The organism is Planococcus rifietoensis (genome assembly GCF_001465795.2).
GTDB lineage: Bacteria > Bacillota > Bacilli > Bacillales_A > Planococcaceae > Planococcus > Planococcus rifietoensis.
Genome location: NZ_CP013659.2, coordinates 1,940,498 through 1,957,563 on the forward strand (window position 1 = coordinate 1,940,498; position 17,066 = coordinate 1,957,563).

15 protein-coding genes and 1 other annotated feature are annotated in these 17,066 nt (G+C 45.3%); of the genes, 2 read left to right on the plus strand and 13 right to left on the minus strand.

Translation table 11 applies throughout. The features are described from left to right. Positions 1-54: 54 nt before the first annotated feature. The 8 genes from mecA to AUC31_RS09745 all read right to left on the minus strand — a co-directional run bounded on the left by mecA (position 55) and on the right by AUC31_RS09745 (position 9,058). Positions 55-711 carry an adaptor protein MecA gene (mecA, locus tag AUC31_RS09710; RefSeq protein WP_058383398.1) on the minus strand — a complete coding sequence of 219 codons (657 nt, stop codon included), beginning with the start codon at positions 709-711 and terminating at the stop codon, positions 55-57. Between the two features lie 298 nt (positions 712-1,009). Continuing rightward, the gene (spxA, locus tag AUC31_RS09715; RefSeq protein WP_008429739.1) at positions 1,010-1,405 is read right to left on the minus strand and encodes a transcriptional regulator SpxA; all 396 of its coding nucleotides are present in this window, start codon (positions 1,403-1,405) and stop codon (positions 1,010-1,012) included. Positions 1,406-1,809: 404 nt separating this feature from the next. Further along, positions 1,810-3,015, minus strand: coding sequence for a putative glycoside hydrolase (locus AUC31_RS09720; RefSeq protein WP_058383397.1), 1,206 nt, complete (start codon positions 3,013-3,015; stop codon positions 1,810-1,812). A gap of 171 nt (positions 3,016-3,186) precedes the next feature. Continuing rightward, a complete protein-coding gene (locus AUC31_RS09725) occupies positions 3,187-4,128 on the minus strand; it encodes an ABC transporter ATP-binding protein (RefSeq protein WP_058383396.1) in 942 nt (313 codons plus the stop codon). Then, on the minus strand, positions 4,128-5,183 hold the full coding sequence (locus tag AUC31_RS09730) for an ABC transporter ATP-binding protein (RefSeq protein ID WP_058383395.1): 1,056 nt from the start codon (positions 5,181-5,183) through the stop codon (positions 4,128-4,130). Before AUC31_RS09730 ends, AUC31_RS09725 begins: the two co-directional genes overlap by 1 nt. A gap of 15 nt (positions 5,184-5,198) precedes the next feature. Next, positions 5,199-6,218: an oligopeptide ABC transporter permease gene (opp3C, locus tag AUC31_RS09735; protein WP_058383394.1), complete on the minus strand. Its 1,020-nt coding sequence runs from the start codon at positions 6,216-6,218 to the stop codon at positions 5,199-5,201. Then, on the minus strand, positions 6,218-7,153 hold the full coding sequence (gene opp3b / locus AUC31_RS09740; protein ID WP_058383393.1) for an oligopeptide ABC transporter permease: 936 nt from the start codon (positions 7,151-7,153) through the stop codon (positions 6,218-6,220). The genes opp3C and opp3b overlap by 1 nt, the downstream gene beginning before the upstream one ends. Positions 7,154-7,336: 183 nt before the next feature. Then, the gene (locus tag AUC31_RS09745) at positions 7,337-9,058 is read right to left on the minus strand and encodes a peptide ABC transporter substrate-binding protein (protein ID WP_058383392.1); all 1,722 of its coding nucleotides are present in this window, start codon (positions 9,056-9,058) and stop codon (positions 7,337-7,339) included. 242 nt (positions 9,059-9,300) lie between these two features. Between AUC31_RS09745 and AUC31_RS09750 the strand changes: the two genes are divergently transcribed. Together AUC31_RS09750 and trpS are read left to right on the plus strand one after the other, a co-directional pair. After that, complete coding sequence (locus tag AUC31_RS09750; protein WP_058383391.1) at positions 9,301-9,642, plus strand: DUF3899 domain-containing protein; 342 nt, start codon at positions 9,301-9,303, stop codon at positions 9,640-9,642. Between the two features lie 51 nt (positions 9,643-9,693). After that, positions 9,694-9,907 (plus strand) — a binding site (T-box leader). A 68-nt stretch (positions 9,908-9,975) separates the two neighbouring features. Continuing rightward, positions 9,976-10,968, plus strand: coding sequence for a tryptophan--tRNA ligase (gene trpS / locus AUC31_RS09755; RefSeq protein WP_058383390.1), 993 nt, complete (start codon positions 9,976-9,978; stop codon positions 10,966-10,968). Between the two features lie 64 nt (positions 10,969-11,032). On the opposite strand, the gene opp4C is transcribed toward trpS, so the two are convergent. The 5 genes from opp4C to AUC31_RS09780 form a co-directional block, all read right to left on the minus strand. After that, on the minus strand, positions 11,033-11,950 hold the full coding sequence (gene opp4C, locus AUC31_RS09760; RefSeq protein WP_058383389.1) for an oligopeptide ABC transporter permease: 918 nt from the start codon (positions 11,948-11,950) through the stop codon (positions 11,033-11,035). Between the two features lie 15 nt (positions 11,951-11,965). Then, the gene (opp4B, locus tag AUC31_RS09765) at positions 11,966-12,931 is read right to left on the minus strand and encodes an oligopeptide ABC transporter permease (RefSeq protein ID WP_058383388.1); all 966 of its coding nucleotides are present in this window, start codon (positions 12,929-12,931) and stop codon (positions 11,966-11,968) included. A gap of 148 nt (positions 12,932-13,079) precedes the next feature. Further along, positions 13,080-14,804, minus strand: coding sequence for an oligopeptide ABC transporter substrate-binding protein (gene opp4A / locus AUC31_RS09770; protein ID WP_058383387.1), 1,725 nt, complete (start codon positions 14,802-14,804; stop codon positions 13,080-13,082). Between the two features lie 28 nt (positions 14,805-14,832). After that, positions 14,833-15,843, minus strand: coding sequence for an ABC transporter ATP-binding protein (locus AUC31_RS09775; protein ID WP_058383386.1), 1,011 nt, complete (start codon positions 15,841-15,843; stop codon positions 14,833-14,835). Continuing rightward, entirely contained in the window at positions 15,840-16,886 is a 1,047-nt protein-coding gene (locus tag AUC31_RS09780) for an ABC transporter ATP-binding protein (RefSeq protein ID WP_058383385.1), read from the minus strand. Before AUC31_RS09780 ends, AUC31_RS09775 begins: the two co-directional genes overlap by 4 nt. Positions 16,887-17,066: the final 180 nt, after the last annotated feature.

Below are 17,066 nucleotides of genomic sequence, written 5' to 3' on the forward strand. Positions count from 1 at the left end.
CACCTTTGCTTTCACTCCATAAGCGCAAAAAAAAACCTCCTATAAAGGAGGTTTTTATCCAAAATAATGCAGCACGTTCGGAAGCGCTTCTTCTTTAAAGATCGGCTTGCCATACTCTTCAAGACGATGAATCGTCATTGGAGTTTGCTGCAAGTATTCGGTGATGACGCTTAATTGATCTTTGACATCTTTTTCGGAATGAAGGATTTCATCGAACTTCACGTGCATATAGTACTTTCCGTCAAAGTGGTACAATGCCGTGTCGACCGGCATATACATGAGGCGCTTCGCAATCGGAAGCAATTCTTCCACTTCAGATAGAACAAACGAGTATTCAAGTTTCTTCGTATCGCCCTCGTCGTAAACCGGTTCGAATTCATCAAATTCCTGTGAACCAGCTTCTTCTCCTGAAAACATCTTGCGGCGTTCTTCTATATCATCCGGCAAATCAAGTTTTTGCCCGTCTTTCGTCAATTGCGCACGAGTGACAGTGACTTCAAGTCCTTTGTCCATGGCTTGCACTTGGATCCACAGCGGCCCTTCCATAACGAAATCGGCTTCTTCATTGACTTCATCCATCATTTCCCAGAAAAGCTCTTCGCTTTTGTCTCTGTTAAACCAAATTTCGTCACGGCTGAACCCTCGCTCTTCAACATCAAGATAGGAAATGTAAAATTTCACTGTGTTGTCGTTAATGCGTTCTATTTCCATTTTACACCTCTCCTTTTCGGATCGGATTAAGAGGAAGTTCCTCAAAAGCCGTGATTTATTACTACCTTCATTATACCTTTCCTGAAGGCTTAAAAACATTTTTCTGCCTATAGGCGGCACCAGAAGATAATTATCTTAGAGTCTAATCGAATCGACAGACTTTTGCAACTAATTAAGATGACCAACACACTTCCAGCTGAAAGACTTTGCTGAACGATTCGTTGAATAGATAAAGAAAAGCCGTCCCATGATCCCTTATGAAATGCCATAAAGACCGGACAGCTTTTTCTCCTTATTCTCAGTTGACCATGCGCTGAGCTTCCAGCAATTGATATGCGCGCACTTTACGTGGCAGGAATCGGCGGATCTCATCTTCGTTGTAACCGACTTGCAGGCGTTTTTCATCCATGATAATCGGGCGTCTCAATAAGCCCGGATGTTCTTGGATCAGTTCATAGAGGCGTTGCAATGGCAAGCTTTCTACGTCTACATTCAGTTTTTGGAAGATCTTCGAACGAGTCGAAATGATTTCATCCGTTCCGTCCTCTGTCATACGTAGTATTTCTTTGATTTCACTTATAGTCAAAGGTTCAGAGAAGATATTGCGTTCTGTATATGGAATATCATGTTCTTCCAGCCACGCTTTCGCCTTACGGCAAGACGTACAGCTTGGAGAAGTGAATAATGTAACCATCATAATGGAGCACTTCCTTTCGGATTCATAGATGTTGAGAGATTTCATTCTTAAATTAGAATCACTATCGTTTAGAAGCTCTACAATCATTATACAACATTGGGCTTCAGTAATATATAGCTGACAGCGAGAATTTTAAAAAAACATTGATTCTGTCACAGTCTCGCTACATTTTCTGAGAGTTTGTAAAACTTATACATTAGAAATTTACCCGCTTCTATTATCAATTAAACTTCAATAAGAAAAATTTATTCTCATTTACGAATTTCTTTTGAAAATAATTCTTCTATTATATAGTACGTCTCGTTGCTTAAAAGGTTTCATTTTATTGCCCAATTTAATTGATTTCCATAAGCTCAAAAATACCCCTGCTAATCGTCTTTGCGACAACAGGGGCATTTTGTTTATTCAGGTGTATAGTCAACGCCAGGCGAATAGCTGTTTCCTGCATTCCAGAGAAGGAATTCTTCGATTCCCTGGTCATTCAACGCACGGATCTGGGCTTCCACTTCTGCTTTGCCATAACGCTTGTAATTTCCAGCGCCTAAGTAGCTGGCAGTGAAATCCTGCAGCCAAGGCCGTGAAACAGGCGCATCTTCTAATTTGGAAAGCACTTCGTTTTCCACTTTTGCATATTCAGCTACCAACTTATATGGTTCCAAATCAGGCTTTGCAATTCCGAAATACGATGTCCAGTGGCTAGGGTATATCATCGAAGAGATGACGTCGACATTCTCTGAGATTTTCGAAAAGTTCTGCCCAATGCCAGGTGCTTCCGGCAATGTTGCTGCGTAGCCAAAGATATCAACCGACACTTCTACGCCATAGGGCTCGAGTTTTTCTTTCGCATAGGCGACAAAATCAGTCACAGCTTCTACACGGCGCTGAACAGGGTCTAAATTGGATTCTGAGTAATCGCCCATCGAGTAGTCCAACTGCTCGCCAAGCCGCTCAAACCCTTCAGGAAAACGCACATAATCGAATTGAATTTCCTTGAATCCCAATTTTGCCGCTTCAATCGCCACTTCCACATTATAGTCCCAGACTTCTTTCATGAACGGATTGACGAATGCCTCTCCCCGGTTATTAGTCCAAACTTGCCCTCCTGTTGTAAAGGAAAGTTCCGGCTGCTGTTCTGCAAGCACCGTGTCCTTGAATACGACCACACGCGCAATCGGGTAAATCTGCTGCTGTTCCATGTGCTCAAGCATTGCGCGCGGGCCTTTGATCAACGAAGTTCCAATGCCTTTACCGTGCAGTGGGGAATCTTCTTCCGGCGTATAAGTTAAATGCCCCATGTCTTCCTTGACGTCAATGACCATCGCGTTTAAATCGCTGTTTCCGACGAGATCAACTAATGAAGAAAATCGCGCTCCTCCAGCTGAGTTGCCAGTGACGAATATTCCCCGGACTGCATCAGGATATTTGAAATTTAATCCTGAATCGAAGCCAAAACGTTCCGATGTCCCAAGCAGCCCTGAGTCGATGTTCACTATTTCATATGTACGGGTCGAAAAATCTTCCGTAGCGGTCTCAGCCGCCTGCACAGTGCTGGCGCTCCCCAGTAAAAATAAAGACGCAGCAAGCCATTTCAAGGATTTCACACACATTCACACACCTTTTCCACTTTTCTTCAGTCTACCACTTTCAAGCCCTTTAAACAGGATAATTTAGTAAATTTAGAGAAACTCAGACATTTATTTGTTATAACCAGATATTTCCAGTATTTTTCCAATTTAAAAAAGCACGCACCTATAAATAGGCGCGTGCTTTTTCGGGTTTTATTCTTTAACTGCAAGACACTCTTGCAATTCAGCAAATTCTTTCTCAGAACAGTCTACAAAATGGTTCGGTGAAACTTCACGCATTTTCACATCTTCCCCATCTGTGTAGTTATGGACTGCCGGGTCATATGCTTTACGCGTACGGTTGCGCTCATAGTTCGGATCCGGAAGCGGAATGGCCGAAAGCAATGATTGTGTGTAAGGATGCATCGGGTTGGCGTATAATTCATCGGCTGGCGCTAATTCTACCAATTTCCCGAAGTACATCACACCGATACGGTCGGAGATATATTTAACCATCGACAAATCATGCGCGATGAATAAATACGTCAAGCCTTTCTCTTCCTGCAATTCTTTCAGCAAGTTGACGACCTGCGCCTGGATGGAAACGTCGAGTGCAGAGATTGGCTCATCCGCAATGATGAAGTCCGGGTCTACTGCCAAGGCACGCGCAATGCCTAAACGCTGGCGCTGCCCACCGGAAAATTCATGCGGATAGCGGTTGGCGTGCTCTTTGTTCAAGCCAACCGTTTCCAGTAGGTCATAGACCATCTTTTTACGGTCGCTAGCATCTTTTGCCAAGCCGTGGATATCGATGCCTTCAGCAATAATATCCATGACTTTCATACGCTGATTCAAGGAAGCGTAAGGATCCTGAAAAATCATCTGCATCTTGCGATTAAATTTCTTCAAGTCTTTCTTGTTTTTCTTGCCGTGCACACTTTCTCCTTCATAAAGCACTTGGCCATCCGTCGCATCGTACAAGCGAATGATCGAGCGGCCGGTTGTGGATTTACCGCAACCCGACTCGCCTACAAGGCCGAGTGTTTCACCTTTATAAATATCGAATGTGATTCCATCAACAGCTTTGACTTCGTTTGCTTTACCAACATTGAAATGCTGTTTCAGGTTTTTGATTTCAACTAATTTTTCAGCCATTAGTTCGCGCTCCCTTCATAATAGCGGCTGCCAGGGAACTTTTTCATCCGTTCGATGACCATTTCAGGCGGTTCGACTGTAGGCGCTTCGGGATGAAGAAGCCATGTGGCCGCCATGTGCGTATCGCTGACTTTAAAGAACGGAGGCGGCTGTTCCATATCGATCTTCATGGCGTATTCACTGCGCAGCGCGAAAGCATCGCCTTTTGGCGGATCAAGAAGATCCGGTGGCGTGCCAGGAATTGCATACAGTTTTGCATCTTCTGCATCCATTGAAGGCATTGAACTGAGAAGGCCCCATGTATATGGATGCTGTGGGTTGTAGAAAATTTCATCGACTGTGCCGATTTCTACAATTTTCCCGCCGTACATGACAGCTACACGGTCTGCCACGTTAGCCACTACCCCTAGGTCGTGGGTGATAAAAATAATCGACGTATCGATTTTCTTCTGCAAGTCTTTCATCAATTCCAGGATTTGCGCTTGGATCGTCACATCGAGAGCAGTTGTCGGCTCATCGGCAATTAGGATCTGCGGGTTGCACGCTAGAGCGATGGCAATAACGATCCGCTGGCGCTGTCCACCCGAGAATTGGTGAGGGTATTGTTTCATGCGAAGTTCCGGTTTAGGCATACCGACCAGACGCAGCAAGTCGATCGCCACTTTTTTCGCTTCATCTTTGCTGATTTTTTGGTGCTTCAAGATCGGCTCTGTAATCTGTCGGCCGATTGGCATCGTCGGATTGAGCGATGTCATAGGATCCTGGAAAATCATCGAGATGTCTTTTCCTCGGATCTTCTGCATTTCCTTATCGCTCAACTTCGTTAAGTCACGCCCACCGAACAGGATCTCTCCGCTTTTAAATTCAGCACTTTCTTCAGGCAATAAACGCATAATCGATTTGGTGGTAACGGATTTACCGGAACCGGATTCTCCTACGATTGCCAATGTTTCACCTTTATATAGATCAAAGTTGACGCCTCGGATTGCCTTTACTTCGCCACCATATGTGTTGAAGGAAAGTTCGAGGTCTTTTACTTGAAGTATTTTTTCCATCTAAGGCTTTCCTCCTTAATCTTTCATCTTCGGATCGAGCGCATCACGCAAGCCGTCACCAATTAAGTTAAATGCGATCATGATCAAACTCAGCACTACTGCCGGGAACAGAAGAATATGCGGCTGATACTGAATCAGTTTATACCCATCATTGATCAATGTCCCAAGAGACGCATCCGGAGCCTGGAGCCCCAGCCCGATAAAGCTTAAGAAAGCTTCGAAGAAAATTGCGCCTGGGATCGTAAACATCGTGTTGATGATGATGACACCAAGAACGTTCGGCATCAAATGCTTCCAGATGATACGGCTATCACTCGCACCGAGTGTACGGGCTGCAAGGACGAATTCCTGGCTCTTATATTTAAGAACCTGCCCACGCACTACCCGCGACATGCCGGTCCAACCGGTTATCGTCAGGGCGATGATGATCGCGAGTATCCCAGGGTCCATGATGAGGATAAAGAGGATAACGACGACCAGGTTTGGAATACCTGTCAAAATCTCAACGATCCGCTGCATAACATCATCCACACGGCCTCCAAAATAGCCGGAAACCCCGCCGTAGATAACGCCGATCAACATATCGATCGCTGCTGCCACGAATGCAATGAACAAGGAAACTTGTGTCCCTTTCCATACACGTGAGAACATATCACGGCCGAGGCCGTCTGTCCCAAACCAGTAATTCTGTTCGACATTCTTCATTTCGTATAAGTCAACTTCACGCCCGCCAAGTGTACCTACCCCATCCATAATGCCCAGGTTTTCAATAACAGGTATTTTCGGTGGCAAGTTGGCATGTGTGATAGTTTGGTCATTTGGTTCGTACGGGCTGATCATCGGCCCGACGAATGACATGATGAGAATCAAGCCAAATAGTACTAAACTGATGATCGCACCTTTGTTTTTCTTCAGGCTGCGCCAAGCATCCTGCCAAAAACTGACACTTGGTTTTGAGATTTTCTCTGCCTCTTGTGTATCTCTAGGGATGCGTGTAAACGCATCTTGAGGTAGCTTTTCATAATTCTGTGTCATTAACTCTTACCTCCTGAAAGACGAATACGAGGATCGATGACGCCATACAAAATATCGACGATCAAAATGACAACGATTAAGAATACAGAGAAGAAAATTGTCGTACCCATGATAATCGAGAAGTCATTGACCATGATTGATTTTACGAACTGCTCACCGATTCCAGGAATCGCAAAAATCTGTTCGACTACTAGCGAGCCTGTCAAGATGCTGACTGCCATTGGTCCAAGAACCGTGATCAATGGAATCAAAGCATTACGGAATGCGTGTTTGAAAGCGATTTCTGATCCGCTTGCCCCTTTAGCTTTTGCTAAAGTGATATAGTCAGACCCAAGAACTTCGATCATTTCTGTACGGATAAACCGTGCAGCCGTTGCCAGTGGGAACATCGCCAATGCTATTGACGGCAGTACGCTGGACATGAATCCATCTTTCCATAGCGCCACTGGGAACAGGTCCCATTTTAAACCGAACCAGTATTGTAGCATGGATGCAAAAACAAACGAGGGAATGGATATGCCGATGATCGCCACGATCGTACTTCCATAATCCACCCATGTATTTTGCCTGAGCGCCGCGACCATCCCGAATAAAATCCCGAGTACCGTTCCAAGAAGCATTCCTTGGAATCCGATCTGTGCTGACGGCCCCATGCGGCTTAAAATAACATCCGTTACGTTTGCGCCTTTGAATTGGTTAATCGAAATACCCAAATCACCTTTAAGCAAACCAAACATATAATCGAAATATTGAACAGGAAGGGGTTGGTCCAGTCCGTACCGTGCCTCTACGACTGCCCGTTGTTCAGGAGATAACTTATCTGCGGAAGCAATTGGGGAACCTGGTAATATTTTCATCAAGAAAAATGTAAACGTGGCAATAAGCGCTAAAGTGATGAACATATAAATTAATCTTTTTCCAATATAGCGTGCCATGGTGCACCTCCAAATAAAATCGCTCTATTAAATCAAGTATCAAATGACACTTGTATTTTTCTGATTAAGCAGAATACCGTTAATTTTCGGTGAATTTATTCACAGTAGAAAAGAGAGTATATCAATCCCTTGATATACTCTCTTTCTATTATGTTTTCCTAAAGTACATTCAGTTGGGAATTTTTATTCCTTACCGGAAATATAAGCCCATTTGTAGCTGTAATCTCCACCGAATGGGTGACTGATAATGTTGTTAACATATGGCTTTTGAAGGGACATTAGACCGCGTTGATAGATCGGTGCGATCGCAGCGTCTTCTTCAATCAAGATTTTTTCAGCTTGAGCCATTGCTTCCCAGCGTCCTTCAGCATCCTGTGCCAATTCGCCTTTAGCTTGCTCTACCAAGTTGTCGAACTCTTCGTTAGAGTAAGACATCAAGTTGTGAGATGCGCCAGTTACGAATAGGTCGATGAATGTCATCGGATCCTGGAAGTCAGGGCCCCATCCAGAGTTTTGGATATCGTAGTCTTGTGCTTCATCAAGCTCAAGGCGTACGCCGAATGGAACAGCTTTCAAGTTAACTGTCAAACCTTCAAGATTTGTTTCAAGTTGCTCTTTCAAATAAGCATCCATTTTACCTGCAAGCTCAGAGTCGCCGCCGAGAAGTTCCATAGTAACTTCAGTTTCGCCGATTTCCTCTAGGCCTTTTTCCCAATAAGTTTTCGCTTCTTCAGCGTTGAATGGCAGCATGTCTCCGTTAATATCACGGAAGTCTTCGCCAGCTTCGTTGAAAGTGAACTCAGTTGGTACAAGGTAGTTAGCTGGAAGAGATCCGTTCGCTAGAACTACATCTACAAGGTCTTGCTTGTTGAAGCCAGTAGCAATCGCTTTACGGATGTTTTCGTTAGCTAGTGGAGTTTCTTCTCCGTTGCGTTCTTGGTTAAATTTCAAGTAGAACAAAGTTGGTTCAAGTTCTTTTACAACTTCTGGGTCTTCAGCGTATTGCATTGCGAATTCACCAGAAAGTGCTACACGATCTTTTTCACCAGATTGATAAAGGTTAACTGCAGTTGAAGTTTCTTTAACTACGTCAACGTTAATTGTTTCAAGTTGAACAGTTTCAGCATCCCAATACTCTGGGTTTTTCTCCATCGTCCAAGTCAGGCCAGTGCCATCCCAGTTCGTTAGAGTGAAAGGTCCGTTGTAAAGGATGGTATCTGAGTTAGAAGCGTAGTTGTCGCCTTGCTCAGTTACGAATTCTTCGTTCAGTGGATAGAAAGTACCAAAAGCCATTAATGACATGAAGTAAGGAGTCGGGCGCTCAAGTTCTACGACAAGAGTTTTGTCGTCTTCAGCTGTGATTCCTAGTTCAGAGACTTCCATGTCTCCTTCAGAAACTTCTGTAGCGTTTTTGATTGTTCCAGCCATCATATACGGCCCGTAAGGTGAACCAGTGTCTGGATCAATCGCGCGCTGCCAAGCATAGACGAAATCGTTAGCTGTGATCGGTGTACCGTCCGACCAGTTAGCATCACGTAATTTGAACGTGTACGTCAAGCCATCTTCACTGACCTCAGGCTCGCCATCAGCAAGAGCAGGTTCAGCAATGTTTTCTTGGTTCAAACGGAACAAGCCTTCGTTTACGTTGTTAAGGATGTTGAATGCTACTGCATCCTCAGCAATCGAAGAATCCATTGATGGGATTTCTGCACTTTCAAGCAAGTTTAGTTCTTGTACAGAGTCAGGTTCGCCGCCATTGCCTTCTGCGCCTTCTGCCCCTTCTGTCTCTTCTGTGTCTGTGTTTTCTGTCCCAGTATCAGTGTCATCTCCGCCGCCGCAAGCAGCTAGGAAAGCACTAAGTACCAAAACCAGGCCAAGTAGCCATAAAATCTTGCTGTTTTTCACTGATTTTGCCCCCTTAAATTTTCTGAAAACTTGGTACATGATTAATTATACATAAATATTTTTTGTTGTACAGCGTTTTTTTTGGAATATTTTACACTTACACCATTAATCATGCTGTTCAAAATATCACCAATAGGCTGAAAAGCGCGTCATGTAAGCGTTTTCTTATCAATTAAATTTCGAACAACTTTTTGATTTTTTTTGTTATTTCTTCTACAATAAGAACGAATAGGGGTGCCAAAATGAAAAAAATAATTATCGGAATTGCTGCTGTGCAACTAATTATCGTGTTGACGATGCTTGTGCGAAGCGAACCGTTTTCACTGCTGTCATATATCAATAACTCCTTTATCTACGGGGGAATCCTTGTATTTTTCGGTGCCTGGGTATTCGTCGTCCGAACTGGGGTTTTCGATGTATTTACGATGAGCATGCGCAAGGTGTTCAAAAGCAAGTCCACGCTCGAAGACGACGAGATGCGCCTCCCATCGGAAGTGTTGGCATTCTCAAGTTCCCCGCTCTTGATCGTAGGCGGTGCGACATTGGCTGCCATGGCGATCTCCCTGGCGTTCTATCAATCGTAGAATTGCGTATTGCGGCCTTAATCTCTTTTGTATTATAATAAATCCAATACAAAATGAGCGTTGACAAAGAGTAGTAGATGCAGTTCCTTCTATAATAAGAGAGCTTGTGGTTGGTGAGAACAAGCAGAAGACTGCATTGAATGGACTTTCGAGCTAAAGCGGTGAAACAAGTAGCCGCTTTCGTATTCTCCACGTTACGGAGGCAAGAGGCCGCTTTGCGGCAACCAGGGTGGTACCGCGGAACCGCACATCATTCGTCCCTTTAGTTCTAGGGACGGAGATGTGCTTTTTTATATCCATTTTTAGGATTATCTACTTAGAGGAGGAATTGCATTGAAAAAAATCTTTTCAGGCGTACAGCCAACCGGCACGGTCACTCTCGGCAATTACATCGGGGCGTTCAAGCAGTTTACTGAACTGCAGGAAGAATACGATTGCATCTTCTGCATCGTCGACCAGCACGCTATTACCATGCCCCAGGATCGTCTCGAACTAAGAAAAAATATCAAATCGCTTGCCGCACTTTATCTTGCTGTCGGCATCGATCCGGAAAAAGTCACACTGTTCATCCAATCGGAAGTTCCAGCCCACGCCCAGGCCGGCTGGATGCTGCAATGCGTATCGACCATCGGTGAACTCGAGCGCATGACACAATTCAAAGATAAATCGGCCAAAGCGGCTTCCATCTCTGCCGGTTTGCTCACTTACCCACCTTTAATGGCTGCTGACATTCTTTTGTATCAAACAGATATCGTCCCTGTTGGCGATGACCAGAAACAGCATATCGAATTGACACGCGACTTGGCGGAGCGTTTCAACAGAAAATACAATGACATCTTCACGATCCCGGACATTCGCATTCCAAAACACGGTGCACGCGTCATGTCTTTGCAGGATCCAGCGAAAAAGATGAGCAAGTCCGATTCAAATAAAAAGTCGATCATCACGTTGCTTGACGATTTGAAGACAATCGAAAAGAAAGTGAAAAGCGCTGTAACGGATTCGGAAGGAATCGTCAAATACGATCCCGAGAACAAACCAGGCGTTTCGAATCTCCTATCGATCGAAGCTGCCTTGACGGGAGCCTCCATCGATGAACTGGTCGCTAAATACGAAGGCAGCGGCTATGGCGATTTCAAAGCAGGTGTTGCCAAGGCGATCACTGACCACTTAGCGCCGATTCAAGAGCGCTACTATAAATTGCTCGACTCCGAGGAGCTCGATACGATCCTTGACGAAGGGGCAGAAAAAGCCAATTTCATTGCCAATAAAACATTGAAGAAAATGGAGAACGCAATGGGCTTAGGCCGCAAACGCAAACGTTAATGCATGAACATAAAAAGGATGGGCGCGTGGCATGCCACGCGCCCATCCTTTTTGTTTGGTTTAATTAGCGCAATGATTTTGGATTCAACGCATCCTTCAACCCTTCTCCGATAAAGTTAATCGACAGGATCGTCAAAGTAATAATGATGGCTGGAGGCATCCAGATCCATGGCTTGCCCTGCAAGACATCCGGCTCGTTGGCAGATGACAGCATATTGCCCCAGCTCGGTGTCGCTTGCGGGACGCCAAAGCCTAAATAGCTAAGTGCTGATTCGATGACGATCATCGTTGCAAAAATCAAAGTTCCTTGAACGATGATGGTTGAGATGACATTCGGCAATAGGTGTTTTGTAATGACTTTGAACGGAGAACAGCCGATCGATAAAGCGGCCAGGATATACTCATTCTCTTTTTCCGCCAACACTTTGCTGCGCACCAAGCGGGCGACGCCGCCCCAACTGAGCGCACCTATGACCATAATCAAGACCCATAAGCCATCCACAATGCCGTAAAGGATCGTGTTCAAGACAATAACAAATACAAGGAACGGAAAATTCAAGACGAAATCCGTGAAGCGCATCAAGATGCTATCGATAAAGCCCCCGAAAAATCCGGCAAGCGCCCCGATCACTGTTCCAAAAGTAATAACGATGAGCGTCGCGCTAAAGCCGACCAATAACGAGATCCGCCCGCCATAGAACAGGCGCGTCAAGACATCGCGCCCGCTTTTATCCGTGCCGAGAAGATGTTCGCCGTTCGGCTCGATATTCATCGCACCGATATTCACTTTTGAAATATCCGGAAGCGGCGACAATACGGGTGCGAGAAACGGTGCCGATAGTGACATTAAAGTGACCAGCAAAATGAAAAAGGAACTGATCATCGCCAATTTATTGCGCACGAACTTTCTTCTGGCAATCTGCCAAGGAGACAAGCTTCTTTCCGGCTTCTTTTGTTGGGTAATGGTAGTTGATGATGCCATTTTACTGCTTCCTCCTCAATCCAGGCGAATTCGTGGATCCACGACGCCGTATAGAATATCTGCCAATAAATTACCAAATAATGTAAGGAACGACAAAAGCATAGTCAAAGCCATTAAAGTCGGATAATCACGGCTTGTCACGGATTCCAAAAATAGCTGGCCAATGCCCGGATAAGTAAAAATCGTCTCTGTAATGATGGCTCCCCCGATCAATGCGGCAAAATCGAATCCTAGGAATGTGACTAATGGAATGATCGAATTACGCAGGATATGGACATTATAGATTTTTTTCATCGGTGTGCCTTTCGCGCGCGCTGTCCGGACAAAATCCTTGCGGGAGTTCTCAATGATATCGTTGCGTAAAAACTGCGTATAGCTCGCTGTGCTCATCGCCCCGAGGACAATCGCCGGCAGCAATACGTGGTGCATGCGGCTCACGTAGTATTCAAAGCTGCCCTCTTCCACCAAAATATCCACCGACCCGGCAAACGGAAACCAGTTTAACTGGAACGCAAAAATATAAATCGCGAAAACAGCAGCGACAAAAGATGGAATAGCTAGCATGATGTAGTTGAATCCTGCAATAGCGTTATCGCCTAAAGTATAGGGCCGCCTTCCTGAATACATCCCCATAATGAACGCCATAATATAGGTAATGACGAGAGCTGTCACACCCAATAATAAAGTATTTGGCACTTTTTCCATGATCAAATCGAATACCGGAATTTGAAAGCGTGTAGATTTGCCAAAATCCCCTTGTACGAATCCAGTGATCCAATTAAAATATTGGACCGGCAAAGGGTCATTGTAGCCGAGCTTTTCACGCATTTCCGCTATGTATTCCGGGCTGGTGTTGAGCGGGTCGATTTCCCCGCTGAGTGAATCGCCCGGCATCAGTTTGGCGAGGCTGAAGACCACGATGGAAATCAAGATCAGCATCGGAATCATTCCAAGCAACCGTCTAATCGAATATTTAAGCATAGGTACTCTCCTTGTCTGATAGGTTCTCGGCTGTGCTCTCGTGCACGGTAAGGATTATTTTTTGAAACAGCCCTTACCGTGCATAAGAGCTTCATATAAAGATACAACGATGGGCGGGTCGCCCATCGTTGAAGGTTTGTTGCTGATTTTATTCTGTTACGAACCATTCAGCAGGGCTGTTTTGACCGGAAACGTCATATTCAACTCCACCGACACGTGTGTTCAATGCCTTAATTTCCTCTAGTTCTGCGATGTAAAGCATCGGAAGGTCTTCGTTGACGATCTTCTGCCATTCTACATACAATTCTTTGCGTTTTTCTTGATCAGTGCCGACGATTTCAATATCAAGTGCGTCGTCTAGCAATTGATCTGCTTCAGGATTGTTGTAGCGCGGGTAGTTCCAAAGCTGGTCTGCTTTCCATAGTCCAGATGGATCCGGGTCAGTTCCTGTGCCCCAGCCGCCGAAGAATGTTTCAATGGAAGCATCATCTTTTTCGACCATATCGTAGTAAAGGTTTACTTCGACCATTTCCACTTCAGAACGCAGTCCGACCGCTTCGAAATACTGGGCAATTGCTTGTGCACGGGATTCGAAAGTCGGGTTGCCTGTTGCATAATGCGAGAATTTCACGACGAACTCGTCGCCATTTGGATCTTCGCGGAATCCGTCATCGTTCGTATCGACGTATCCTGCTTCATCCAACATTTGCTTCGATTTTTCAGGATCGTATTCATATTGAATCAATTCGCTGTCGTCTGCTGAATTCCAGTGGGCAGACGGTACTGGCTTATTAACAACATCCGCATAGCCGAAGAAGAATGCATCCACCCACTCTTGGCGGTTTAGTGCATACATCATCGCCTGACGAAGCTCTTTGCTTTGGTATTTCGGCAGTTCTTCTGTAATCGTTTGAGATTCGTTATCGAATTTACCGAGTTTGAAGCCTACATAATAATAAGTCAATCCAGGGTAAGTAACGATTTCCACATTTTCGAGAGGTTCTACTTCAGGCCCGGATACCGGCTGAAGGGAGATCATGTCGATATCGTTGTTCTGCAATGCGCCGACAACTGAAGAGTTATCGATAACGCGCAGGACGATTTTATCCAAGTTGACATCGCCGTTCCAGTACTCATCGAATTTCGAGAATTCGACCGACTCGCCAGGAACGATTTTGTCTACTTTGAATGGCCCGATTCCGATTGGAGTTGAACGTACCCATTCAGATGCTGACATTTCGGCAACCGGTACGTCGCCGAGAACAGACTCAGGAAGCGGATATGCCCATAGGTTGGTTAAGTTGTTTACGCGGGCTTCATCGAAAGTGATGTTGATTTCATAGTCGCTGACCACTTCGATCCCAGAAATGGAATCGGCGTCGCCGCTGCGGTATGCTTCAGCGCCTTCAATTGTTTGCACGTTTGCGTAGCGGGGGCCGTCATAATCAGGATCTGCAATTGTTTCAAGAGCAAATACCCAGTCGTTGACAGTCAACTCTTCACCGTTATGCCATTTCACGCCTTCTTCAAATGTGAAGTTGAAGACTTTATTGTCCTCGGTCTCCCAAGAAGCGACGTTCGGTTCAGGCTCCAAGTTTTCGTTGTAGCTGATCAATGCTTCATCAAATAGTTCGATGACTTCGAAATCAGTTGCAATGCCGTAAAATGCGGAAGAGTATAAACCTTCCGGTGGAGCGTCAAGGCCGTAAACAAGCGTTCCGCCTTTTTGCGGTTCGCCCTCTGCTGCACCTTCAGAACCTTCGCCTTCTGAGCCTGACTCATTGGCATCATCACTGCCTCCGCCGCACGCCGCTAGGAACGCGGATAGGATAAGCACAAGCGCGAAGAGCCAGAGCAAGGATTTTTTCTTCATCTCTTTTCCCCCTAAAAAGTTTTTTTGATCAATACAAATGGCACGCAACTTGATGGCCTGGCCTTACTTCTGCCAACGCTGGTTTCTCTTGTGAGCAGATTTCCATCGCCACCGGGCAGCGCGTATGGAACGGGCAGCCGGTAGGCGGGTTTTGTGGGCTTGGCACATCTCCTCTTAAGACAATCCGCTCTTTCCGCTTCGCCGGATTTGGTTCTGGAATCGCGGAAATGAGTGCCTGCGTATAAGGATGCAGCGGTTCTTTGTACAAATCTTTATTTGAAGCAAGCTCTACGAGGTTGCCCAAATACATCACTCCGATTCGATCACTCATATGCTTTACGACGCTCAGGTCATGTGCAATAAAGAGATAAGTCAGATCGAATTCGATTTGCAGTTCTTTCAACAAGTTCAACACTTGCGATTGCACGGACACATCGAGTGCGGATACCGGTTCATCCGCGACAATCAGCTTAGGGTGCAATGCCAGCGCCCGGGCGATTCCGATGCGCTGTCTTTGGCCGCCGGAAAATTCATGGGCGTATTTATAATAAGCCTCTTCAGGCAAACCAACTCGTTTCAGGAGTGTTTTAATTTCCTGTTCTAACTCTTTTTTATTGCGCTTTTCATAATTCAGGATCGGTTCGGCAATGATATCGCCGACCATCTGCGTCGGATTCAGCGATGCATAGGGATCTTGGAACACCATTTGAAAATCCCGCCGTGCTTTTTGCAATTTGGATCCCGCTAATCGAGTGATGTCTTTCCCTTCAAAAAGGATTTCGCCTCCCGTTGGTTTCATCAGCCTCAAAATAGTCCGTCCTGCGGTTGATTTGCCGCAGCCCGATTCGCCGACCAGCCCAAGCGTTTCACCTTTTCGGATGACGAACGACACATCGTCCACTGCTTTAACATTTCCGATGGTCCGCTTGAAAAATCCGCCTGTTACCGGATAGTATTTTTTTAGGTTGCGAATTTCGAGGAGATTTTCACGCTTATCTAAATAATCAATGCGGTCCTGGATGAAATCTCTAGTAGTCATAATGCGGCGACTCCTTCTCGTTCTCTTTTTCCGTCCGTTGGCCAACTTTCTTCATATAATAGGCACGCAGCTTCATGCCGATCGGCCACTTCCGCAAGCTGCGGAGTTACCATCAAGCATTCCGCCATTGCTTTCGGGCAGCGGTTCGCGAAACGGCAGCCCACTTGCGGCATATTGATGACGGACGGCACGAGCCCTTCAATCGTCGCGAGCTCTTCGACATCTTCATCCATTTTCGGGATTGCTTTCATTAATAATTCGGTGTACGGATGCTTTGGATCGCGGAACAAGTCATCGACATATGCGCGTTCTACGATTTTTCCCGCATACATGACCAGTACTTCGTCGCAAATTTCAGCGACTACGCCTAAATCATGTGTAATGAGAATGATCGACATATCATTTGCTTCCTGTATGCCTTTCAACAATTCGAGAATTTGCGCTTGAACTGTGACATCAAGTGCAGTTGTCGGTTCATCAGCGATCAATAGTTTCGGTTGACAAGCAATGGCCATGGCAATCATGACCCGCTGGCGCATCCCCCCGGATAATTGGTGGGGGTACTCCGTGACGATTTGCTCAGCACGCGGAATTCCCACTTGTTTCAATAAAGCGACCGACCGCAGCCGCGCTTCTTTTTTCGTCAGCTTTTCGTGGTTCAAGATTACTTCTTCTATTTGATAGCCGATGGTAAAGACCGGATTGAGCGAAGTCATCGGCTCCTGGAAAATCATTGAGATATCTTTTCCACGGATGCCGTTCATCTGCTTATCTGAATATGTAGAAATGTCCTGGCCTTCGAATTCGATTCCGCCGCCCCGAATCTTTCCGATGCCATTTGGCAGCAGCTGCATAATGGACAATGACATAACACTTTTACCGCAGCCTGATTCTCCTACCACGCCGACGATTTGCTTCGGAAGGACATCAAAACTGACGCCTTCAACTGCGTTGTAATAATCCCCGTCTATTTTGAAGCCTGTCTGGAGGTTTTTGACCCGCAAGAGCGGTGTATTCTCTTTAGATCCGTACATAGCTGTCATGAAAACACCTCAAAATTCTATTTTTTCTGTCAATTCTAACTAGTTTTAAGCATATTACAAAAGTATTACATGCGCAATATAATTTTTGTATTTTAAGCAAAGATTACCAAAATAGATAATCATTTCTCTATTCAAACCATTGCTATCACAGTATTTCAGCTCTTATTCATTAACTGCATA